Raw genomic sequence first — 22331 nt, 5'->3', positions numbered from 1 at the left:
GGCCGCACGATCTGAGGGTGAACGAGAGCACCCCCTACCCCCTCGGCGTCACCCTGCGCGAGAACGGGTTGAACGTGGCCGTGTACTCCGAGACGGCCGAGGCCGTCGACGTCGCGGTCTTCGACGAGAACGGCGCCGAGACGCGCCACCGCCTGGACGAGCGGACCGGGCACGTGTTCCACGGCCTGGTCCCCGGCGGCGTCGGGACCCGCTACGGGTTCCGCGTGGAGGGGGAGTGGGAACCGGGCGAGGGCCTGCGGCACAACCCCGCCAAGCTCCTGCTCGACCCGTGGGCCCTGGCCGTCGAGGGGTCCTGGGGCGCGGGGGAGGAGACGTTCGGGCACACCTTCGACGACCCCGAGCAGCGCAACGACGCCGACTCGGCGGGGTCGGTGGCCAAGGCCGTCGTCGTCGACCCGGCCTTCGACTGGGGCGACGACGCCCCGCCGCGGGTCCCGCACGCCGACACCGTCGTCTACGAGGTGCACGTCAAGGGGTTCACCCAGCGGCACCCCGACGTGCCCGAGGAGATCCGCGGCACGTACGCGGGTCTGGCGCACCCGGCCGCGATCCAGCACCTCCTCGACCTCGGGGTGACGACCGTCGAGCTGCTGCCGGTGCACCAGTTCGTGCAGGACTCCCACCTGGCCGAGAAGGGCCTGCGCAACTACTGGGGCTACAACTCGATCGGGTTCTTCGCCCCGCACAACGAGTACAGCGCCTCTCACGTCCAGGGGGGCGGCGGCGGCGGGCAGGTCGCCGAGTTCAAGGAGCTCGTCAAGGCCCTGCACGCCGCGGGTCTGGAGGTGGTCCTGGACGTCGTCTACAACCACACCGCCGAGGGCAACCACAAGGGCCCGACGCTGTCCCTCAAGGGCATCGACAACGGGTCCTACTACCGCGTCGTGGAGGAGGACCCGGAGAACTACTTCGACACCACCGGCACCGGGAACTCCCTCAACGTCTCCCACCCCGCGGCGCTGCAGCTGGTCCTGGACTCGTTGCGCTACTGGGTGACCGAGATGCACGTCGACGGGTTCCGCTTCGACCTGGCCACGACGCTGACCCGGCAGTGGGGCGACGCCCACGTCCACTCCGCGTTCCTCGACATCGTCCACCAGGACCCGGTGCTGGCCCCCGCCAAGCTCATCGCCGAGCCCTGGGACACCGCCGGCTACCAGGTCGGGGGTTTCCCGGCCCGCTGGTCGGAGTGGAACGGCAAGTACCGCGACGACGTCCGCGACTTCTGGCGCGGCCAGGGGTCGCTGGGGGACCTGACCCAGCGCATCACCGGCAGCCCCGACGTCTACGAGGCCGACCGCCGGTCCCCGCTGTGCAGCGTGAACTTCCTCACCGCCCACGACGGGTTCACCCTGGCCGACCTCACCGCCTACGACGAGAAGCACAACGACGCCAACGGCGAGGGCGGCGCCGACGGCGAGAGCGACAACCGGTCGTGGAACTGCGGTGCCGAGGGGCCCACGGACGACGAGGGGGTCAACGCCCTGCGCGCCCGGCAGCGGCGCAACCTGCTGACCACGCTGCTGCTCAGCGCGGGCATCCCGATGATCCTCGGCGGGGACGAGTTCGGCCGCACCCAGCAGGGCAACAACAACGCCTACTGCCACGACGACGAGATCTCCTGGTTCGACTGGTCGGCCGTGGACGCCGACCTGCTCGCCTTCACCCGCGAGCTCATCGCCCTGCGCCGCGAGACGCCTGCCTTGCGGCCGCAGTGGTTCTCCGGGACCGCCGGGCCGAACACCGTCTCGCTGCGCGCCGACGGCGAGCCGATGGGCCAGGAGGAGTGGGACGACGCGAACGCCCGCGCCTACGCCGTGCAGTTCCAGGCCGAGGGGTCCGCGACGGTGCTGCTGCTCGTCAACGGGGCCACCAACCCCGTCGAGTTCACCGTCCCGCCCGCGCCGGGCGGCCCGTGGACGCTCGTCGTGTCGTCGGACCCGCAGCAGGAGGTCGGCCGCGAGGTCGGCGAGCTGCTCGTGGGGGAGTGGTCGACGACGGTGCTGCGCTCGGCCTGACCCCGCGGGCGGCACCCTGGCACGATCGGGGGGTGCTGAGTCCTCACCGCTGGCCGCCCGCCGTCGAACCGGAGGACCTCGGGGCCGTCGTGCACGGCCCCGTCGTCCTGGCCCGGGCCACGGGCATCGTCGCGGCCCTGCGCTGCGTCTTCGCCCACGCTGACGGGCTGTCGCTGCCGTTCGTGCTGCGTGCCGAGGGCGTCCAGGCCGAGGCCGCGCTGCGGCAGAGTCAGTGGGGCGGGGTCGACGAGGACGGGCCGCAGGGCTGGTCCGAACCCGCCGTCGCCGTCCGCGTCGGCGGGCACGAGGGTTTCGCCGACCCCTCCCAGGCGCGGGGGTCCGGCGGGGAGGACGCCTACGACCTCGACGCGACCTTCTGGATCGACGTCCGGCCCGAGGAGGTGGCTCGCGACCACCGCCTCGAGCTCACCGTGGCCTGGCCGCAGGCGGGGCTGCCGGAGACGACGACGGTGCTGACGCTGCGCCCGTGGACGGCCGGGGAGGTCCTGCCCCTGCTCTGACCCCCGGCGCGGGGCCGGGGTCGGGGTTCAGGGCGTCAGGAGCGTCCGATGGTCCGCTCCAGCTCCCGGGTCCGGTTCTCCCGCCGCTCCATCCGCGCGAACTCCCGGTCCCGGCGCTCGACGAGCACCGCGACGAGGAAGCGCTCGGGGTCGGTGCCCGGCGGCGGGGCGGGGGAGACGTGCGGCAGCAGGGCGTCGGCGAGCTGCACGCGCAGCGCCTCCCGCGAGGCGGGGTTCAGCGTGCCCGTGCGGGCCAGGAACTGCCGGGCCGCCGTCGTCGTGGCCAGCGGCAGCCGCCCGATGTCGGCCGTGCGCGCCCAGCCGGCCAGCTCCGGGGGCATCGGGGGCAGGGGACGGTGCCGGGCCGCGGTGCGCTCGCGGACCACGTAGGTGCCCGCCAGCAGGTCGCCCAGGCGCTTGCCGCGCGCGGTGACGAGCGCACAGATGATGGCCGGGCTGCCCGCCAGGGCCCACAGCTCGAAGACCCCCGTGACCGCGCGGACCAGGCAGTGCCGGAACCGCACCGGGCCGCCGTCGTCGCGGACGGTCCGGACCCCCACGACGAGCTTGCCGACCGAACGGCCCCGCGTGGCCGTCTCCACCGCCGCCGGGATGCCCACCAGGCACAGCACGCTCAGGCTCAGCCCGATGGCGGCCGTCGTCGCCTCGGTGCTGTCGCTCAGCAGCGACGTCGCGGCGACGAACGCCGCCACGAGGACGATCCCGACGACCACGGCGTCCAGCACCGCGGCGAGGATGCGGGAGGCGAAGGAGGCGGCGCGCAGACCGAGGACGACCGCCTCGCCCGTGACGATCTCCCCGACCGGGTCGGCGACCGCCTCGGCGACCGGACCCGCGGGGCCTGCCGGGGGCGGCCGGTGGGGTCCGTCCACGGGCGCGGGGGGCGGCGTGCTCACACCCCCACGGTACCGACGGGCACCCCCGGGACCGGTGCGGCCGCCGGGACTACGGTGGGCCGGTGCACTCCCACGGAGCGTGGACCTCGCCGGTGTCGGCCGCCGACGTCGCCGCCGCCGGCCTGCGGTTCTCCGGGGTCGCCGTCGCCGCGGACGGCACCTGTTGGTGGGCCGAGGGGCGCCCGGCCGAGGGCGGGCGCGTCGCCGTGCTGCGCCGCGGCCCGGACGGACGGGTGGAGGAGTTCGCCCCCGGCCTGGACGCCCGCACCCGCGTCCACGAGTACGGCGGGGCGTCGTGGGCACCGGTGCCCGGGGGCGGGCTGGTGCTGGCCTCCGCGGCCGACCAGCGGTGGTTCCACGTCCCCGCCCCCGGGGCCGAGCCCCGCGCCCTCGTGCCGGCCGACGGCGTCCGCTACGCCGACCCGGCCCCGTGGGGCGAGGGGGTCCTGCTCGTCGCCGAGGACCAGCGCGCCACCGGGCGCGGTGGGGCGCTGCGCCGCAGCCTCGTCCACGTCCGGCTCGACGGGTCGGCGGCCACCGCCGGCCCCGCCGAGCTGTTCACCGGCCCGGGGTTCCTGGCCGCCCCGCGCGTGTCCCCCGACGGGCGCCGGCTCGTGTGGACCGGCTGGGACCACCCCGACATGCCCTGGCAGCGGACGCAGCTGTGGACCGGGGAGCTGTCGCAGGGCCCGGACGGCCCCCGGCTGACCGGCGCCCGCGTCCTGGTGGGCGGGCAGGGCCGGGAGTCCCTCGTCCACCCCGGGTTCGCCCCCGACGGGACCGTGCTCGTGGTGAGCGACCGCAGCGGGTTCTGGAACCTGTGCGAGGTCGGCGCCGACGGGGAGCTGCGGCCGGTGCTGCCCGAGGACGCCGAGCAGGGGTTTCCGCCGTGGACGTTCGGCACCACCTCCTGGGCCGCGCTCGGGGAGGGCCCGGACGACGACCGGATCGCGCTGCTGCACGCCGCCTCCGGGGGCGGGGTCGGGCCCCGGCTCGACGTCGTGCACCGCCGCAGCGGCCGGCTCGACGCCCTCGACCTGCCGTTCACCGCCTACCTGCCCGCGGTCGCCGCGGCCGGGGGGTGGATCGGGGCCGTCGCGGCCTCCCCGGAGCTGGCCGCGCGCGTGGTCCGGGTCTCGGCCGCGGACGGGGCCGTGCTCACCGCCCGGACCGCGGGGCCGTCCCCGGACCCGGCCTACCTGCCGGTGCCGGAGTTCCTCACCGTCCCCAGCGAGGGCGGCCGGTCGGTGCACGCCTACCGCTACTCCCCGACCCACCCCGACCACCCGCACGACGGCCCGGCGCCGCACGTGCTGTTCGTCCACGGCGGGCCCACGGCGCAGTCGCTCGCGGCGTACTCGCCGGAGGTGGCGTTCTTCACCTCCCGCGGCATCGGCGTCGTCGACGTCCAGTACGGCGGGTCCACCGGCTACGGCCGCGCCTACCGGGAGGCCCTGGACGGGAACTGGGGGATCGTCGACGTCGAGGACTGCGCGGCCGTGGCCCGCCACCTCGTGGACCGGGGGCTGGCCGCGCCGGGGAAGGTCGGGATCCGCGGCGGCAGCGCCGGCGGGTTCACCGTCCTGGCCGCCCTCACCCGGACCGACGCCTTCTCCGCCGGGACCTCCTACTACGGCGTCGCGGACCTGCGGGCCCTGGCCGAGGACACCCACGACTTCGAGTCCCGCTACCTGGACACCCTCGTCGGCCCGCTGCCCGCGGCCGCCGACGTCTACGCGCAGCGCGCCCCGCTGCACCACGTCGACGGGCTGAGCTGCCCGGTCCTGCTGCTCCAGGGCGCCGACGACCCCGTCGTCCCCCGCCGGCAGGCCGAGGCGTTCGCCGACGCCCTGCACCGCAAGGGGTTGCCGCACGCCCTGGTCGTCTTCCCCGGCGAGCAGCACGGGTTCCGGCGGGCCGAGAACGTCGTCGCCAGCCTGGAGGCCGAACTGTCCTTCTACGGGCAGGTGTGGGGGTTCGACCCGCCGGGGGTGCCGCGCCTGGCCCTGCGCTGAGCCCGCCCCTCCCGGGCAGACCCGCGCCCGGCGCGGGCGCTGCGGCGTCCGGCGCGGCCGTTAGCCTGCCGGGGTGGACGTCGACGCCTTCCGAGCGGTGCACGAGCACGAGTGGTCGCGGTTGCGCCGGCTCGTGGCCCGCCGTCGCCTCGACGGGGCCGAGGCCGACGAGCTCGTCGTGCTCTACCAGCGCACCGCGACCCACCTCTCGGCGTTGCGCTCGGCGCAGCCGGAGCCGGTGCTGCTGGACGAGCTGTCGACGCTGCTGGTCCGCGCGCGGGCCCGGCTGACCGGTTCCCGGTACACCGCGTGGCGCCAGCTCGCGCACTACGCCACCCGCGGGCTGCCCGCGGCGCTGTGGCGGTTGCGGTGGTGGACGACGGGGGCGTTCGCCTTCACCACGGTCGTCGCCGTCGCCGCCGGGGTGTGGATCGCCGGCAACCCCGAGGCCCAGGCCAGCGTGTTCGGGTCGAACGAGGACATCCGCCGGCTCGTCCAGAACGACTTCGCGAACTACTACAGCGAGTACTCCAGCGCCGCGTTCGCCGGCCGGGTCTGGACGAACAACGCGTGGGTGGCCGCGACGTGCATCGCGCTCGGCATCGCCGGGCTGCCCGTGCTCGCCGCGCTGGCCTTCAACGCCGTGAACGTGGGCCTGCAGGGCGGGCTGCTCGTCGACAACGGGCGCGCGGAGGTGTTCTTCGGCCTCATCCTGCCCCACGGGATCCTGGAGCTGACGGCCGTGTTCGTCGCCGCGGGCGCGGGGTTGCGGTTGTTCTGGGCGTGGGTCTCACCCGGCCCGCGCAGCCGGTCGGGCTCGCTGGCCACGCAGGGCCGGGCGATGTTCGGCGTGGCCCTGGGCCTGGTCGTCGTGCTGTTCGTCTCCGGTGTCATCGAGGGTTTCGTGACGCCCTCGGGGTTGCCGACGTGGGCGCGCATCGGCATCGGGGTGCTGGCCGAACTGGCGTTCTGGGCGTACTGCCTCCTGCTGGGCCGGCCCGCCGCGGCGGCGGGGGAGACGGGCGACCTGGAGGAGCGCTACGCCGGGGACGCCCTGCCGACCGCGGCCTGAGCGCGGGACGTCGCCGGGCTGCCCAGCAGGCTGCGCGTCAGTTCCTCGGCGTCGGACAGCAGTTCGGCCAGGGCGGAGCGGACGTCGTCGTCGGTGACGTCGTGCCCGGCCTCGGCCCCGACGAGCACGGCCCGGCGCAGGAGTTCGCGCGCGAAGCTCGCCGTCACCCCCTCGGTGCGGTCGGCGGCCTCCTCCAGCACCGCCTCCGACAGCGGGAGGTCCCGCGCGTAGAGGCGGAACAGGGCGCTGCGGGCCGCCCGGTCCGGCAGCGGCACCTGGACGGCGAGGTCGACGCGGCCGGGTCGTTGCGCCAGTGCGCGTTCGAGCAGGTCGGCGCGGTTCGTCGTCAGCAGGAACGCGACGTCGGCGTCCCCGTCGAGGCCGTCCATGGCGTCCAGGAGCTGGAACAGCAGCGGGCGCTGACCGGGGTCGAACCCGCGGTCCTCGGCGACGAGGTCGCAGTCCTCCAGCACGACGACCGCGGGCTGCATCGCGCGGGCCAGGTGCGCGGCCGTCGTGACGTGGGCCAGGGACTCCCCGGCGAGCAGGACGACGGTGCTGCCCTGCGCGCGGGCCACGAGGTGGCGGACGGTGAGGGTCTTGCCCGTCCCGGGCGGCCCGTAGAGCAGCACCCCGCGCTTGAGGTGCTGCCCGGCCCCGGACAACCGCGCCGCGTGCGCGCCGACGCCGACGACGTGCCGGGCGATGCGGTCCAGCGCCCCCGGCGGCAGCACGACGTCCTGCGCCGCGACCTGCGGGCGGTGCAGGAACGTGATGCCCGCGTTGTGGGGTTCGTAGGGCGAACCGGAGAACGACAGGACCTGCCCGCGCAGCACGCTGTGCTCGAGCATGAGCCGGCGCACCTCGGTGATGAACGCGGCGACGACGGCCTCGTCGGGGCAGACCACCTCGAGGCAGCTCGGCTGCCCGAACTGCCGTTGCGCGGCCCGCTGCAGCAGCGCGACGGGCGTGCCCCCGAAGCGCAGCACCCGCACCCCGAAACCGACCGCGCGCCGGCTCGTGTCCGGTCCCGTCGGCAGGTTCACGCGGTCCACGGCGCCGAGCCCGAACCGGGTCCACGGCCCGCTCAGCAGGTCCGAGAAGGAGTGGTGGGCGCGCTGGTCGCCGCCACCGATGCCGATGACCCGTTCCCCGCCGCCGCGCTCGGCGAGCAGGGTCAGCGCGATGTCGAGGTCGACGAACTGGTGGTCGGGGACCTCCTCGCGCACGACGGGCAGGTCCGCGACGGCGACGCCCAGGTGCTCGGCGACGACGTCCCCGATCTGCGGCCCGCCCCGGCCGGCCTCGGTGAGCGGGGAGTGGACCACCTCCTCCAGGTAGCGGCGCACCAGCCGGGCGAGGTCGAGCGTGTCGTCGTCCACGCCCCGATCATGGCCGCGCGGTCAGCCGCCGCGCCAGGGACTTCCGGAACGGGGTGAGGTCGACGAGCGCGCGGTCGGGGTGGACGCGGTTGGTCAGCAGGACCAGGCACGCGCCGGTGCCGGGGTCCAGCAGCAGCGAGGTCCCGGTGAACCCGGTGTGCCCGCGCTGGGCCGGGCCGGCCATCCACGCCGGGTCGCCGGTGCGCAGGGCCGCCCCCGCCTCGAGGGTGCCCGCCAGCAGCGCGCGGCCCAGGGCCAGCACGTCGTCGGCGGCCCCGAACAACCCCGCGTTGCCCGCCGGCCGGGCCAGCGACCGGGCGAGCTCGTCGTGCACCACCCCGCGCGGGGTCGGGCACGTCGAGGTGGTCTCGGTCGCCAGCACCGGACCGGCGGCGGGCCGGTCGGTGAGCCCCCAGTCCAGCGACCGGGCGCCGAGCGGGACGCCGACGACCTCCTCCACGAGGCCGTCCAGCCCCTGCCCCGTGGCCTCCTCCAGCAGGTGCCCGAGGGTGACGTACCCGACGCAGGAGTAGCGGAACACCGCACCGGGGGCCGAGACCAGCGGGGTGTCCAGGGCGCGCTGCAACCGCTGGGCCGGGCGCAGGTCGGTGCGCCGCCACACGTCGGACTCGGCGGGCAGGCCCGAGGTGTGGGCGATGAGCTGGCGCGGGGTGAAACCCCGCTCGGTCGGCCGGTCCAGGTCCAGCGCGCCGACCGCCGCCAGCTCGTGCGCCGCGGCGGCCGTGAAGACCTTCGTCAGCGACGCGAGGTCGGCCCGGGTCCCGGCGTGCACGGGGGTGTCGTCGTCGCGGGCGAGCGCGCCCGCCGCCGCGCGGTGCACGCGGCCGTCCGCCCCGGCGAAGGCCGCCGTGGCCCCGGAGAACAGTCGGTCGCGGACCCCGTCGGCCAGGGCCGCGCGCAGGACCTCGTGCGGGTCCTCGTGCGGGTCCTCGTGGGGGCCCTCGTGAGCGGTGCCGGGGGAGGGGTCCGGGGCGGGCACGGTCGCACGCTACGCCGCCGGTCCCACGCCCGGTTCCGCCCGGGCGGGCTCAGGTGGGCAGCGCCGAGCGCGACCAGGTCGCCCACAGCCGCGCGTACCGGCCACCGAGGGCGAGCAGGTCCTCGTGCGGGCCCAGCTCGACCACCCGCCCCGCCGCCATCACGGCGATCCGGTCGCACGCCGCGGCCTGGCTGAGCCGGTGCGCCACGACGAGGGCCGTGCGCCCCCGCACGACGGCCACGGCGGCCTGCTCCAGGTCCCGGGCCCCGGCGCTGCCGGCCTCCGCGGTCGCCTCGTCCAGGACCACCACGGGCGGGTCGCGCAGCACCAGCCGGGCCAGGGCGAGCTGCTGGGCCCGGGCCGGGGACAGCGGCAGCTCCCCGGGCCCGACGCGGGTGTCGAGCCCGCCGGGCAGGGCCGCCACCCAGTCCTGCGCGCCGACGACCGCGAGCGCCGCGCGCACCTGCGCGTCCGTGGCCCCCGGGCGGGCCAGGGTGAGGTCCTCGCGCAGGGTGCCGGTGAAGACGTGCGACTCCTGGGCGACGACCCCGATCCGCTCGCGCACCGCGCCGGCGTCCAGCGCCCCCAGGTCCACCGCGCCGGCGGGCCCGGTGAGGGTGACGGTCCCGGCGGTGGCGGGGAACACCCCGCCCACGATCGCCGCCAGCGTCGTCTTGCCCGCCCCGCTCTCGCCGACGACGGCCAGCGAGGTGCCCGCGGGCACCTCCAGGTCGACCTCGTGCAGGACCGGCGCGGCCCCGGGGGTCTCGTCGTAGGCGTGCGTCAGGCCGCGCACGACGAGCCCGACCCGCGCGCGCGGCGCGCGGGCCAGGACCGCGGGGTCGGGGGCCGGTTCGGCGGGCAGGTCGACGACGCCGACGAGCCGGTTGAGGGCGGCGGCGGCGCGGGAGACCTCGTCGAAGGACAGCAGCAGCGTGCCCAGCGGCCCGAACAGGCGGTGGAACAGCAGCGCGGCGGCCGTGACGGCACCGACGGTCACCACGTCGCCGCGCACGAGGAGGAACCCCGTGAGCAGCAGCGCGGACAGGCCCACGGCCTCGGCGCCGTTCATGGACATGGAGAACCGCGCGAAGGTGCGCAGCGCCGCGCGGGAGGCCCCGACGGTGCGCAGGGAGGCCGCCTCGACCCGGTCGCCCTGCAGGTCGGCCATCCCGTAGGCGTGCACGGTGGCGGCGCCGTGCAGCGACTGCAGGACCACCTGCGAGCGGTCGGCGGCCACGGACCGCTCGGCCGCGTACAGGGGGCCGGCCTTGGGCAGGTACCAGCGCAGGCTGGCGGCGTAGACGGGGAAGACGACGCAGAAGGCCAGGGCCAGGCGCCAGTCCAGGGACAGGAACCCCACGGCGGACAGCAGCACCGTCACCAGCGCCGTCAGGACGCCCGCGCCGAGCTGCACCGAGGCGGTGAACAGCTCGACGTCCTCGGTCACGCGGGAGGCGACGTCACCGGAGCCGGCGCGTTCCAGGACGCGCGGGCTCATCCGCAGCGAGCGGTCCACGACGCGTTCGCGCAGGTCGGCGGCCACCGCGGCCCCGAGGCGTTCGGCGTCGCGGCGGGCCAGGGCGGTCGTCAGGGCCGTCAGCAGGGCCACGACGGACAGCTGCACGACGAGCGGGGTCAGCCCCTCCCCGGCCCGGACGACGTCGACGGCCCGGCCCAGCAGCAGGGGCAGGGCGACGGTCCCGGCGCTGGAGAGCACGGTCGTGCTCAGGGCGCGGGCGAGGTCGGCGGGGTGCGCGGCGGCCGTCCGCCACAGCACGGCCGCCGAGCGCCGCCCGGAGGCGACCGGCAGGGCCCCGACCGGCGGGGTCCCGCTCACCGGGCCACCGCCGCCGCGTAGTCGGGGTCGTCCAGCAGGCCCGCGTGGGTGCCCGTGGCGTGCCGGCCGCCGGGACCGAGCAGGACCACGCGGTCGCAGCGGGACAGCAGCAGCGGGGAGGACGTCACGAGCACGGTCGTGCCCGCCCCGGCGCGCAGGTCGCGCAGGCCCGCCGCGACGCGGTCCTCGGTGACGGCGTCCAGGGCCGTGGTCGGGTCGCGCAGGACGAGCAGCTCGCGGTCGGCGGCCAGCGCCCGGGCCAGGCCGATGCGCTGGCGCTGACCGCCGGAGACGTTGGTGCCGCCGTCGTGCAGCGCGAGGTCGAGGTCGGTCGGGGCGGCCGCGGCCTCCAGCGCCGCGGCCAGCGGGACGCCCCGTCCGGCCGGGACGGGACCGGAGGCGAGGGCGTCCGCGAGCGTCTGCCCGAGCAGGACGGTGTGCGAGGGTTCGACAAGCGCGCCGGGCACCGCGGCGAAGGCGGCCGTGACCGCGTCGGCCGTGGCGGTGTCGGTGGTCACGACGCCCAGGACCTCCCCGGGCACGGTAGGGACGGGGACGGGGACGTGCGCGGGGGAGGGGGAGTCCTCCAGCGGCCGGCGGGGCGCGCCCGGCCGGAGCAGCTCGGCGACGCGGCGGGCGCCGGCGCGGGACACGGCGAGCTGCTGGACGCAGTGGCTGATGGTGCGCACGGGGTCGGCCAGGAAGCTCGCCATCCCGACGACGGTGACGAACTCGCCGACGTCGAGGCGGCCGCGGGCCACGAAGGTCCCCGCGACGGCGGCCGTGGCGACGAGCACGGCCCCGGTGGCCAGGGTGCTGACGCCCACGACGACGGACGTCGCCCCGGCCGCCCCGACGGCCGCGCGGCGCGAGAGGGAGCTGGCGCGGTGGTAGCGGCGCACGGCCTCGGGGACACCGCCGAACCCGCGCAGCGGTCGCAGCCCGGCCAGCAGGTCGGCGGCCACGGCGGCGGCCAGCCCGGCCGTGCGCTGCCGGTCGTGCACCCGGGCCTCCAGCCGCGGGGCGAGGGCCTGCAACCCCAGGACCAGCAGCGGCACCGCCACGAGCAGGCCCAGGCCGAGCGCGACGTCGATGCGCAGCAGGACGACGGCGGCGACGAGCAGGCCGAAGCAGCCCGAGGCCAGGAAGCTCACCAGGCCCAGGGCCTCGGCGGCGTGCCGGGTGTCGGAGGTCGCCACGGACAGGGCGTCGCCGACCTGGCGGTCCCCCAGCGCGGCGGGGTCGCGCAGGACGGCGCGGGCCACGGCGGTGCGCAGGTGGTGGGCCTCGGCGAACTCGGCGCGGTCGATCACCCAGAAGGCGAAGGTGCCGGCGGAGCTGAGGACGGCGAAGAGCAGGAGCACCCCGGCCACGGACAGGACGACGGCGTGCACGTCGCCGGTGGCCACGGCGCGGTCGACGGCCAGGCCGATGGCGACGGGCACGAGGGCCTCGCACGTCTGGTGCAGCATCGAGGAGCCGCAACCGAGGGCGGCCGCCCGACGGTGCCGGCGCAGCACGTCGAGCACGGGGCGGGGGGACACGGGGGCGGGCTCCAACGGGGTCGGTGCGGCGAGCGGTACGGGGACGACCTTCTCACCCGGACGGGGCGGGGTCCGCCCGCCCGCGGCGGCGGGTCGTTCGCCCGGGCGGGGGTAACCCCGCAGCCGTCGCTTCACCGCACGGCCCGCGGAGCCGATGGTGCGGGGGCGGGGGCGGACGCCCCTGCCCGGAGCGCACCACGCACCGCACACCGCACACCGCACAGCAGGAGGACCCCGTGGCCACCGTCGACGAAACCCTCAAGGGCGCGCTGGAGATCGAGGGGGCCATCGCCGCCGCCCTCGTCGACTACGAGTCGGGCATGTGCCTGGGGTCCGCCGGCGGCGGCACCCTGGACCTGGAGGTCGCCGCGGCCGGGAACACCGACGTCGTGCGCGCCGAGCTGCGCACGCTGCAGCGCCTGGGCCTGGACGACACCCCCGAGGACGTCCTCGCCACGCTCGGCACGCAGTTCCACCTCATCCGCCTGCTGCAGAGCAAGAACGGGCAGGGGCTGTTCCTCTACCTCGTCCTGGACCGCGGCCGCGCGAACCTGGCGATGGCCCGCCGCCAGCTCACGGTGCTGGAGCGCGGCATCGAGCTCTGAACCGCGCCCGGCGTCCCCTACTCGACCTCGGTGGCGGCCCCGGCGAACTGCGCGTGGTGCAACCGCGCGTAGGCGCCGCCGGCCGCGACGAGGTCGGCGTGCCGGCCCTGCTCCACGACCCGCCCGGCCTCCATCACGAGGATGAGGTCGGCGTCGCGGATCGTGGACAGGCGGTGGGCGATGACCAGGCTCGTGCGGTCCCGGCGCAGCGCGGCCATCGCCTGCTGCACGAGGCGTTCGGTGCGGGTGTCCACGGAGCTCGTCGCCTCGTCCAGGACGAGGAGCTGCGGGCGGGCCAGGTGGGCCCGCGCGATGGTCACGAGCTGCTTCTCCCCGGCGCTGATGCGGCCCGCGTCGTCGTCCACGACGGTGTCGTACCCCTGCGGCAGGGCGGCGACGACGGTGTCCACCGACGCCGCGGCGGCCGCCTCCCGGACCTCCGACTCGCTCGCGTCGGGTCGGGCGTAGGCGATGTTCTCCGCGATGGTCCCGGCGAACAGCCACGTGTCCTGCAGCACGATCGCCGTCCGGGCCCGCAGGTCCTGGCGCGACATCGTGGCGATGTCGACGCCGTCGAGCAGGATGCGCCCGGAGTCGACCTCGTAGAACCGCAGCAGCAGGTTCACCAGCGTCGTCTTGCCGGCCCCCGTCGGGCCCACGATCGCGACCGTGTGCCCGGGTTCGGCGGTGAACGAGAGGTCCTCGATGAGCGGGACGTCGGGGGAGTAGCCGAACGAGACGTGCTGGAGCTCGATGCGTCCGGGTCCCGCCGGCCGGGGCCCGCCCTGGGGTTCGGGCGTCATCTCCGGGGCGTCCAGGACCTCGAAGACGCGTTCGGCCGAGGCCACGCCGGACTGCAGGAGGTTCGCCATCGACCCCAGTTGCGCGAGCGGCTGGGTGAACTGCCGGGAGTACTGCACGAACGCCTGCACGCCGCCGATGGTGATGGAACCGCTCGTGACCATCGTCGCGCCGACGACGGCGATCGCGACGTAGACGAGGTTCCCGATGAGGGTCGTCGACGGCATGATCGTGCCGGAGAGGAACTGCGCGCCGGCACCGGCCTCGTACAGCTCGGCGTTCTTCTGCGCGAACCGGGCCCGGACCTCCTCGCGGCGGCCGAAGGCCGTGACGACCTCGTGGCCCGTGAACGCCTCCTCGATCTGCGCGTTCAGCTGCCCGGTCTCGCGCCACTGCCGGGCGAACAGCGGTTGGGAGCGCCGGGCGATGAGCGCCACGACGACGAGCGTCAGCGGCACCGCGACCAGGGCCAGCAGGGCCAGCCGCGCGTTGATCGTGAACATCATGACGACGACGCCCACGACGGTCAGGGCCGAGACGAGGGCCTGGGACACCGTCTGCTGCAGGCTCTGGGAGATGTTGTCGATGTCGTTCGTGACGCGCGAGAGCAGTTCCCCGCGCGGGGTGGAGTCCACGTGCGACAGCGGCAGCCGGTGCAGCTTCGCCTCGACGTCGGCGCGCAGCCGGAACACCGTGCGCTGCACGATCCGGTTGAGCAGCAGGCCCTGCAGGAACGACCCGATCGCCGACAGGACGCAGACGAGGACGACCCAGCCGATCGTCCGGGCCAGTTCGGCCCGGTCCAGCGGTTGCCCGCCGAACGCGGCCGCCACGACGACGTCGGTCGCGTTCCCCAGCAGCCGCGGCACGAGGACCGTGAGCACGACGCTGGCCACGGCGAGCACGAGGACGACGGCCAGCCGGGCCGCGTCCGGGCCCATCCGCAGCAGCAGCCGCTTGGCCGACGGGCCGAACGTCGCGGCCCTCTGACCGGGCGCTCCCGGTCCCCCCGCCATCCGCACCGGACCCCCGCGCCCGCTCACGCGGCCACCTCCAGCTGGCTCGCGACGATCTCCTCGTAGGTCGGGCAGGTCTGCAGGAGTTCGGCGTGCGTGCCGCGGCCGACGACCCTCCCGCCATCCAGGACGACGATCTGGTCCGCGCCGACGATGGTGGAGACCCGCTGCGCCACCACGAGGACCGCCGCCCCGGGCAGGTCGCGGGCCAGGGCCTCGCGCAACCGGGCGTCGGTCGTGGTGTCCAGGGCCGAGAACGCGTCGTCGAAGACGACCACGTCGGGGCGCTGGACGAGCAGCCGGGCGATCGACAGGCGCTGGCGCTGCCCGCCGGAGACGTTCGTGCCGCCCTGGGAGACCGGGGCCTGCAGCCCCTCGGGGCGGGCGGCGACGAAGTCCTCGGCCTGCGCGGTGCGCAGCGCCGCCCACAGTTCCTCCTCGGTCGCCTCGGGCCGGCCGAACCGCAGGTTGCTCGCCACCGTCCCGGCGAACAGGTACGGCCGCTGCGGGACCAGGCCCACCCGCCGGCGCAGGTCGGCGTCGGGGACCTCGCGCACGTCGATCCCGGCGAGGGTGACGCGCCCGGCGCTGACGTCGGCCAGCCGCGCCGCGAGGTTCACCAGCGTCGTCTTGCCCGACCCGGTGGACCCGATGACGGCCGTGGTGCGCCCGGGGGCGACGTCGAACGTCACGCGGTCCAGGACGGGCCGGTCGGCGCCGGGGTAGCTGAACGACACCTCGTGGAACTCCAGCGGCCCCGGCCCGTCCGGCGCGCGCGGCGCCTGCGCGTCGTGGACGCCCGGGACGGTCCGCAGGACCTCCCCGATGCGCCCGGCCGACACCGCGGCGCGCGGGCCCACGACGGCCAGGAACGTCGTCATCAGGACGCCCATGAGGATCTGCACGAGGTAGGACAGGAACGCGATGAGCGAGCCGACCTGCAGGTCCCCGGCCTCGACCCGGCCCGCGCCGAACCACACGACGGCCGCGCTGGTCAGGTTCACGACGAGCCCGACGAACGGGAACACCACCGCGAACAACCGGCCCGCCCGGAGCGCGACGTCGGTGAGGTCGGCGTTGGCCCGCGCGAACCGCGCCACCTCGGCGTCCTCGCGCACGAACCCGCGCACGACGCGCAACCCCGTGAGCTGTTCGCGCAGGACCCGGTTGACCGTGTCCAGCCGCTGCTGCAACCGGCCGAACAACGGCCCGAGGCGGACCATGACCAGGGCCATCACGCCCACGAGCACCGGCACCGCCACCACGACGAGCCGGCTCAGCCACACGTCCTCGCGCAGCGCCATGACCACGCCCCCCAGGCACAGCAGCGGCGCGGAGATGATCATGGTGCAGGTCATCAGCACGAGCACCTGCACCTGCTGGACGTCGTTGGTCCCGCGGGTGATGAGCGAGGGGGCGCCGAAGCGCCCGACCTCGGCCTTGGACAGCGACAGCACGTGCTCGAAGACGGCGCCGCGCAGGTCCCGGCCCAGGCTCATCGCGGCCCGCGCCCCGCACCACACGGCCGCGATCGTCGCCACGACCTGCACGGCGGTGACGGCGAGCATGAGCCCGCCCGTGCGCCAGATGTGGGCGGTGTCACCGGTGGCCACGCCCCGGTCGATGATGTCGGCGTTCAGCCGGGGCAGGTACAGCGAGGCCGTCGTCTGCAGGACCTGCAGCACGACGACCGCGACCAGCAGCCCGCGGTGGGGCCGCAGGTGTTCGCGCAGGAGGGTGAGGAGCACGGTCAGCAGGTCTAGCACCCGCCGCCGCGGGGGGCACCGGTCTTTCGTGTCCCGGGCGAACCGGGCTGGGTGCGGCCCGTCCCGCGTCCGGTCCCGGTCCGTCCCCGCGTCCGGTCCCGGTCCGTCCCCGCGTCCGGTCCCGGTCCGTCCCCGCGTCCGGTCCCGGTCCGTCCCCGCGTCCGGTCCCGGTCCGTCCCCGCGTCCGGTCCCGGTCCGTCCCCGCGTCCGCCGCGCCCGGGCCGCCGTCGGTGGTGCACCCACGGGGACACCCACGGGTGCACCCACGTGGAGTGAGGTGTGGGTGTCCCGATCCGGTCGTCCCGACGACGCCGGGGGGACACCCACGGGTGTTCTCACGCCCGGTCCGACGTGGGTGCACCCGTGGGACCGGCCCGGCCGCCGGGGCGTGACCGGCGCACCGCCCTCAGAGCCGCCCGGCCGCCTTGAGCGCCAGGTACCGGTCCGCCAGCGCCGGCGCCAGCTCCTCGGGCCCGGCGTGCACGACCTCCACGCCCAGCCGCGTCAGCAGCCGCGCCGTCCGGTCCCGCGTCGCGGTGGCCGTCTCGGCGGCCGCGGCGGTGTAGACGGCCTCGGCGTCCGAGCGACCCCGGGCCAGGGTCCGCAGGGCGGGGTCGTCGACGGCGGCCAGGACGACGGTGTGCCGGGTGGCGAGCTGCTCCAGCACCCCGAGCAGCCCGGAGTCCAGGACGGAGGAGTCCAGCGCGGTGAGCAGCACGACGAGCGCGCGCTGGCGGACGGTCGTGCGCACCTCGGTCGCCACCGCGTCCCAGTCGGCCTCCACGAGGGAGGGCTCCAGCGGCGCCAGCGCCTCGACGAGGGAGGGCAGCAGGTCCCCGCGCGAGCTCCCGCGCACCCGCGCCCGCACCCGCCGGTCGTGGGCGACGAGGTCGACGCGGTCCCCGGCGCGGGCGGCGAGCGCGGCGGTCAGCAGCGCCGCCTCGATCTGCGCGTCCAGCCGGGCGGTGGGGTGCTCACCGTCCAGGCGGGCGGCCGACGTGCGGGAGGTGTCGACGACGAGCAGGACGCGCCGGTCGCGTTCGGGCCGCCAGGTCCGCACGACGACGGCCTGGCGGCGGGCGCTGGCCCGCCAGTCGATCGAGCGGACGTCGTCGCCGTCGACGTAGTCGCGCAGGGAGTCGAACTCGGTGCCCTGCCCGCGGTGCTGCACGGCGCTGCGCCCGTCCAGCTCCTGCAGCCGCGCCAGCCGGGACGGCAGGTGGCGGCGGGAGGTGAACGGCGGCAGCACCCGCAACCGGCCGGGCACGGGCGCGGACCGCTGCCGGGTCGCCAGGCCCAGGGGCCCGCGCGAGCGCACGGTCACCCGGTCGGCGAGGCGGTCCCCGCGGCGGGTGGGGACGAGCTCGACGGTGAACCGCCGCCGCTCCCCGGGCGGCAGGTCCAGGGCGTGCCGGGTGCGCCGGGCCCCCGCCGAGGGCACCCACGCGTCGCGCAGCACCCCCCGCAGCCGCTTCGCGCCCGCGTTCTGCACCGTGAGCTCGGTCGTGCGGGGTTCGCCCAGCCGCACGGCCGGCAGCGGTGCCCGCACCACGCTCAGCCGCGCTGGTGAGGGGGCCAGGGCGACGTCGAGCCCGACGAGCACGACGCAGACGGCCGTCCACACGCCCACGGCGGCCCACCCGGGCCAGGCCACGACGAGGACCAGGCCGGCCAGGACCAGCCAGACGGCGCGTCCGGTGAGGGCCACGTCAGCGCGGGACCGGGACGGAGCCCAGGACGGAGTCCAGCACCGCGTCGACGCTCACCCCGTCGAGCTCGGCCTCCGGGCGCAGCTGCACGCGGTGGCGCAGCGTCGGGCGGGCCAGCGACTTCACGTCGTCGGGGGAGACGTAGTCGCGCCCGGACAGCCACGCCCAGGCCCGGGCCGTCGCCAGCAGCGACGTCGCCCCGCGCGGGGAGACGCCCAGGGCCAGCGACGGGGAGTTCCGGGTGGCCCGGCACACGTCGACGACGTAGCCGAGGACCTCGCGCGAGCACTGCACGCGGCGCACGGCGTCGGCGGCGATGGCCAGCTGCTCACCCGTCGCGACGGCCCGCACCCCGGCGGCGGCCAGGTCGCGCGGGTCGAACCCCGTGGCGTGCCGGGCCAGGACCTCCACCTCGTCCTCGCGCGGGGGCAGCGGCAGGGTCAGCTTGAGCAGGAACCGGTCCAGCTGCGCCTCCGGCAGCGGGTAGGTGCCCTCGTACTCGACGGGGTTCTGGGTGGCGGCGACGATGAACGGGTCCGGCAGCCGGCGCGGTTCGCCCTCGACGGAGACCTGCTTCTCCTCCATCGCCTCCAACAGCGAGGCCTGCGTCTTCGGCGGCGTCCGGTTGATCTCGTCGGCCAGCAGGATGTTCGTGAACACCGGGCCCTCGCGGAAGGAGAACCGCGCGGTCTGCGCGTCGTAGACGAGGGAGCCGGTCACGTCCCCGGGCATGAGGTCGGGGGTGAACTGCACGCGCTTGGTGTCCAGGGCCAGCGCGGCCGACAGGCTGCGCACGAGCAGCGTCTTGGCCACGCCCGGGACGCCTTCGAGCAGCACGTGGCCACGGCACAGGACGGCGATGACGAGACCGGTGACGGCGGCGTCCTGGCCGACGACGGCCTTGGCCACCTCCTGCCGGACGGCGCGCAGGGCCTGCCGCGCGTCCTCGACGGCATCGGTCGAGGGGGTTTCGGTCACGGGGTGTCCTCCGGTCGGGTGGTGCGGGACGGGTGCGTCGGGTGGGTGGCCGCCGTCCCGGCCCGGACGTCCCGTTCGAGGGCGTCCAGGTCCAGGGCCAGCCGCACGAGGGCGGGGTCGTCGCGGGGGTCGGCCCCGGCCAGCAGCTCGCGCACGGCCGGCGCCGGGCGCCCGGTCACCCACGCGACCTGGTCGGCGACGTCGGAGACCCCGGCCTGCGGGTCCAGCCCCGTCGCGGCCCGCAGGCGGCGCGCGGTGGCCTCCCGCAGCGCCCGGGCGGCCCGGCCCGCGGCGCGGGCGCTGGCGTAGAGGCGGCCGTGGCCCTCGACGGTCTCGGCGGCGCGCACGAGGACGGGCAGCGGCTCTTCGACCAGGCGGCCCAGCCGCCGCCCGCGCCACAGCAGCAGCACGACGCCGGCCAGGCCCAGCACGCCCACCGCGGGCCCCAGCCACGGCGGCAGCAGCGCCGTCAGCGGGACGGTGGGGGAGTCGGTGTCCAGCGGGTCGGGCAGGTACCAGACGAGGTCCCGGTGCGCCCCGAGCGTCCACAGCGCCAGGGCCGCGTTGCCGTCCTGGGCCGCCCACCGGTTCGTCAGCAGCGAGGGCTGCCCGAGGACCGTCAGGGTGCCCGGGCCCTCGCGCAGCGGGGCCTGCACGTAGGAGCCGCCGTAGCAGGCGGTGGCCCCGGCGGAGGCGGCGTAGGTGAGCCCCCCGGCGCGGGCCGGGCCGGCGGCGCGGGCCGCGGGCAGGTCGCAGCCGGGGTCGCGCACGGCGCTCGAGGCCTCGCCGGTGGGGGCGAGGGAGTCCGTCAGCGCGTCGAGGGTGCCGGCGTCCGGGCGCAGCACGACGAGGTCGGCACCGGTGGCGACCAGGCGGTCCCAGCGCTGCCCCGAGAGCAGGTCCGGCTGCGTCACCAGGAGCGTGACGTCCCGCCCCGCGGCCCCGGCCAGGCCCCCGAGCGCGGCGTCGAAGCTGCGGGCCTCCTCGGTGCGCACCCCCTGGTCGGCCAGGACGCGGGCCACTGCGCGGCCCCCGGCCGGGGCGGCCGAGGCGGGGGAGAAGACGGCCTCCTCGGTGCGCGGGGTGAGCAGGGTGACGAGCACGGCGGTGGCGAGCACCACGAGGACGAGCAGGGCCGCGCCGCGGTGGCGGCGGACCAGACCCGCCACGCCCGTCACGCCCGTCACGCCCGTCACGCCCGCCGGGTCCCCGGTGCGCTCGGGTGCAGCGCTCACGCGGGCTGCCCGCTCGCGCCGAGGGCGACCGGGCGGGCCGCGGCGACCTGCCGCACGACCTCGCGCAGGTCCTCGTCGGTGCCGGCCGTGGCCGGGCGCCCGCCGTAGCGGACGTCCTCGAACGTGCGCGCGGCCCGGTGCAGCGCGTCGGCGCCACCGGGCAGCCAGGCCCCGGCCTCGGCGGCGATCTCGGCGGCCGTGCGGCCGGGGCGGGCCTCCAGCAGGGCCCGTTCCTCCAGCGCGCGCACCAGCCCGCGGAAGCGCTCGGTCACGGCCAGGTCGTGCTCACCGGCGGCGGCCGCGGCGTCGGCGCGGGCGAAGTGGGCCGAGGACGGTTCCGGGGCGGTGTCGAAGACGGGGCCGGCCGGGGACTGCCGGGCGCTGCGCCGCAACGGCCCCCCGACGAGCAGGACGACGGCCACCAGCGCGGCCAGCAGCACGACGACGACGACCACGGACGTCCAGCCCGTGCCGAGCCCGGGCACCGAGACGCCCTCCAGCCGGTCCTGCAGCCACGACCACGCCCGCGACAGCCACGACCCCCGCGCCTGCCGGTACTCCGGGCCCGCCAGCTCGGCGGCCAGCCACCCGCGCGCGGTGGAGCGGTCCGGCTGCACGGGCACGACCCCGGGCACCCCGCTCAGCACCCCCGTCAGCGCCCCCGTCAGCGCCTCCTTCAGCACGCGCGGCTCACCGCTGCGCGGCCCGGTGCAGCTCGACGTCCAGGCCCTCGCGGCGCATCCGCAGGTCCACGTACAGCAGGGCCGTGACCGAGGCGAGGAAGGGGTAGGCCACGATGCTGCCGACCATCGAGCCCAGCGTCGCGATCGACTGCTGCGCCGCGACGCCGGCCGTGCTCGAGGGGTCCCCGACCGCGGCCGAGACGACCCCGCCGACGAGACTGAACGGGAAGCCGACCGCGGCGACGACGGCGTACACCACGGCGGCGGTGAGCAGCTGGATGCCGAACAGGCGCCAGAACGAGCGGCGCGTCAACCGGAAGGACCGGCCCAGGGAGGCCCCGACCCCGAGCTGCTCCAGCAGCATCGCCGGGGTCGCCAGCGACCACTTCACCCACAGGTACGCCGCGCCGACGACCCAGGCCAGCGCGCCCAGGAGGACGGCCGCCACGCCCAGGCCGATCCCGGTGCCGGACTCGGACACGACCAGCAGCACGATCCCCGGCGCCAGCGTCACGACGCCCACGAGCAGGGAGGCCAGCGAGACCACCAGCGAGAGCCCGACCAGCGGCAGGATCCGCGGCCGGCAGATCCGCCACAGCTCCCCGAAGCCGACGGTGCGGCCCAGCACGGCGCGGCTGACGCTCGTGATGAGCATCCCGTTGAGCACCTGGACCGCGACGAGCTGCAGGACCAGGCTCAGCCCCAGCAGCGGCAGCGAGCGCTGCACGACGGAGAACACCTCGTCCGCGCCCACGTCCGCCGGTGCGGCCTGCAGCCGGTCCAGCAGCCCCAGGGTGTCGCGGGTGGTGACGACGGAGGCGACGAGGCTGACCAGGGAGGTCGCCACGACGACGATCGCGGACAGCCCCACCATGACCTTGGGGTTCTGCCGGAACGCGCGGAACGCGCCGTCCCAGATCTCCCCCAGCCCCAGGGGCCGCAGCGGGACGATCCCGGGGCGGGGGGTCTGCGGGCGCGCCGGGCCGGGGACGCCACCGGGGCCGGCCGGGGCCGCGCCCCACCCGGTCACCGGCGGCGGGACCGGCCCGCCCGCCGCGGGCGCACCGGGTGCGCCGGCGTCGTCGTCCGGCCGCTGCCACTGCTCGTCCCCCACAGCACGACATCGTGCCAGAGGGCCCCGGCGCGGCCGGGGAAGCGGCCGGGGAAGGGGCCGGGGGACCGCTCGGGGTGGTGGTCCGGGAGGTGGT

At 76.6% G+C, this 22331-nt stretch carries 17 protein-coding genes; 5 read left to right on the top strand and 12 right to left on the bottom strand.

Annotated elements, in window-relative coordinates:
* Positions 1-11: 11 nt before the first annotated feature.
* Positions 12-2039, top strand: a complete 2028-nt coding sequence (gene glgX, locus AB2L27_RS12470) for a glycogen debranching protein GlgX (protein ID WP_370441875.1) — start codon at positions 12-14, stop codon at positions 2037-2039.
* A 32-nt stretch (positions 2040-2071) separates the two neighbouring features.
* Positions 2072-2560 (top strand): hypothetical protein, encoded by a 489-nt coding sequence (locus AB2L27_RS12465; protein WP_370441795.1) that lies wholly within the window; start codon positions 2072-2074, stop codon positions 2558-2560.
* A 35-nt stretch (positions 2561-2595) separates the two neighbouring features.
* Here AB2L27_RS12465 and AB2L27_RS12460 read toward each other — a convergent pair whose 3' ends face one another.
* A complete protein-coding gene (locus AB2L27_RS12460; RefSeq protein WP_370441794.1) occupies positions 2596-3477 on the bottom strand; it encodes an RDD family protein in 882 nt (293 codons plus the stop codon).
* A gap of 62 nt (positions 3478-3539) precedes the next feature.
* Between AB2L27_RS12460 and AB2L27_RS12455 the strand changes: the two genes are divergently transcribed.
* Both AB2L27_RS12455 and AB2L27_RS12450 read left to right on the top strand, forming a co-directional pair.
* On the top strand, positions 3540-5492 hold the full coding sequence (locus tag AB2L27_RS12455) for a S9 family peptidase (RefSeq protein ID WP_370441793.1): 1953 nt from the start codon (positions 3540-3542) through the stop codon (positions 5490-5492).
* Positions 5493-5565: 73 nt separating this feature from the next.
* Positions 5566-6564 (top strand): stage II sporulation protein M, encoded by a 999-nt coding sequence (locus AB2L27_RS12450; protein WP_370441792.1) that lies wholly within the window; start codon positions 5566-5568, stop codon positions 6562-6564.
* Here the strand turns inward: AB2L27_RS12450 and AB2L27_RS12445 are convergent.
* From AB2L27_RS12445 to AB2L27_RS12430, 4 genes are read right to left on the bottom strand one after another with little or no spacing between them, the layout of a single operon-like run.
* Positions 6531-7946, bottom strand: a complete 1416-nt coding sequence (locus AB2L27_RS12445) for an AAA family ATPase (RefSeq protein ID WP_370441791.1) — start codon at positions 7944-7946, stop codon at positions 6531-6533. The two genes, AB2L27_RS12450 and AB2L27_RS12445, sit on opposite strands and share 34 nt — an antisense overlap.
* Positions 7947-7953: 7 nt before the next feature.
* A complete protein-coding gene (locus AB2L27_RS12440) occupies positions 7954-8946 on the bottom strand; it encodes a serine hydrolase domain-containing protein (protein WP_370441790.1) in 993 nt (330 codons plus the stop codon).
* 49 nt (positions 8947-8995) lie between these two features.
* On the bottom strand, positions 8996-10786 hold the full coding sequence (locus AB2L27_RS12435; RefSeq protein WP_370441789.1) for an ABC transporter ATP-binding protein: 1791 nt from the start codon (positions 10784-10786) through the stop codon (positions 8996-8998).
* Positions 10783-12330, bottom strand: coding sequence for an ABC transporter transmembrane domain-containing protein (locus AB2L27_RS12430; RefSeq protein WP_370441788.1), 1548 nt, complete (start codon positions 12328-12330; stop codon positions 10783-10785). Before AB2L27_RS12430 ends, AB2L27_RS12435 begins: the two co-directional genes overlap by 4 nt.
* 236 nt (positions 12331-12566) lie before the next feature.
* Here AB2L27_RS12430 and AB2L27_RS12425 point away from each other — a divergent pair, with 236 nt between their 5' ends.
* Positions 12567-12935, top strand: coding sequence for a hypothetical protein (locus AB2L27_RS12425; protein WP_370441787.1), 369 nt, complete (start codon positions 12567-12569; stop codon positions 12933-12935).
* A gap of 17 nt (positions 12936-12952) precedes the next feature.
* On the opposite strand, the gene AB2L27_RS12420 is transcribed toward AB2L27_RS12425, so the two are convergent.
* The 7 genes from AB2L27_RS12420 to AB2L27_RS12390 all read right to left on the bottom strand — a co-directional run bounded on the left by AB2L27_RS12420 (position 12953) and on the right by AB2L27_RS12390 (position 22237).
* The gene (locus AB2L27_RS12420; protein ID WP_370441874.1) at positions 12953-14752 is read right to left on the bottom strand and encodes an ABC transporter ATP-binding protein; all 1800 of its coding nucleotides are present in this window, start codon (positions 14750-14752) and stop codon (positions 12953-12955) included.
* Between the two features lie 23 nt (positions 14753-14775).
* Positions 14776-16500 (bottom strand): ABC transporter ATP-binding protein, encoded by a 1725-nt coding sequence (locus AB2L27_RS12415; RefSeq protein ID WP_370441786.1) that lies wholly within the window; start codon positions 16498-16500, stop codon positions 14776-14778.
* Between the two features lie 424 nt (positions 16501-16924).
* A complete protein-coding gene (locus tag AB2L27_RS12410; protein ID WP_370441785.1) occupies positions 16925-18226 on the bottom strand; it encodes a DUF58 domain-containing protein in 1302 nt (433 codons plus the stop codon).
* Between the two features lies 1 nt (position 18227).
* On the bottom strand, positions 18228-19205 hold the full coding sequence (locus tag AB2L27_RS12405; protein ID WP_370441784.1) for an AAA family ATPase: 978 nt from the start codon (positions 19203-19205) through the stop codon (positions 18228-18230).
* Complete coding sequence (locus AB2L27_RS12400; RefSeq protein ID WP_370441783.1) at positions 19202-20440, bottom strand: DUF4350 domain-containing protein; 1239 nt, start codon at positions 20438-20440, stop codon at positions 19202-19204. The genes AB2L27_RS12405 and AB2L27_RS12400 overlap by 4 nt, the downstream gene beginning before the upstream one ends.
* Positions 20437-21123, bottom strand: a complete 687-nt coding sequence (locus tag AB2L27_RS12395) for a DUF4129 domain-containing protein (RefSeq protein WP_370441782.1) — start codon at positions 21121-21123, stop codon at positions 20437-20439. The genes AB2L27_RS12400 and AB2L27_RS12395 overlap by 4 nt, the downstream gene beginning before the upstream one ends.
* A gap of 7 nt (positions 21124-21130) precedes the next feature.
* A complete protein-coding gene (locus AB2L27_RS12390; protein ID WP_370441781.1) occupies positions 21131-22237 on the bottom strand; it encodes a glycerophosphoryl diester phosphodiesterase membrane domain-containing protein in 1107 nt (368 codons plus the stop codon).
* Positions 22238-22331: the final 94 nt, after the last annotated feature.

The sequence above is a fragment of the Kineococcus halophytocola genome, from assembly GCF_041276425.1.
Taxonomy (GTDB): Bacteria; Actinomycetota; Actinomycetes; order Actinomycetales; family Kineococcaceae; genus Kineococcus; species Kineococcus halophytocola.
This window is presented reverse-complemented; position numbering and strand designations above follow the sequence as displayed.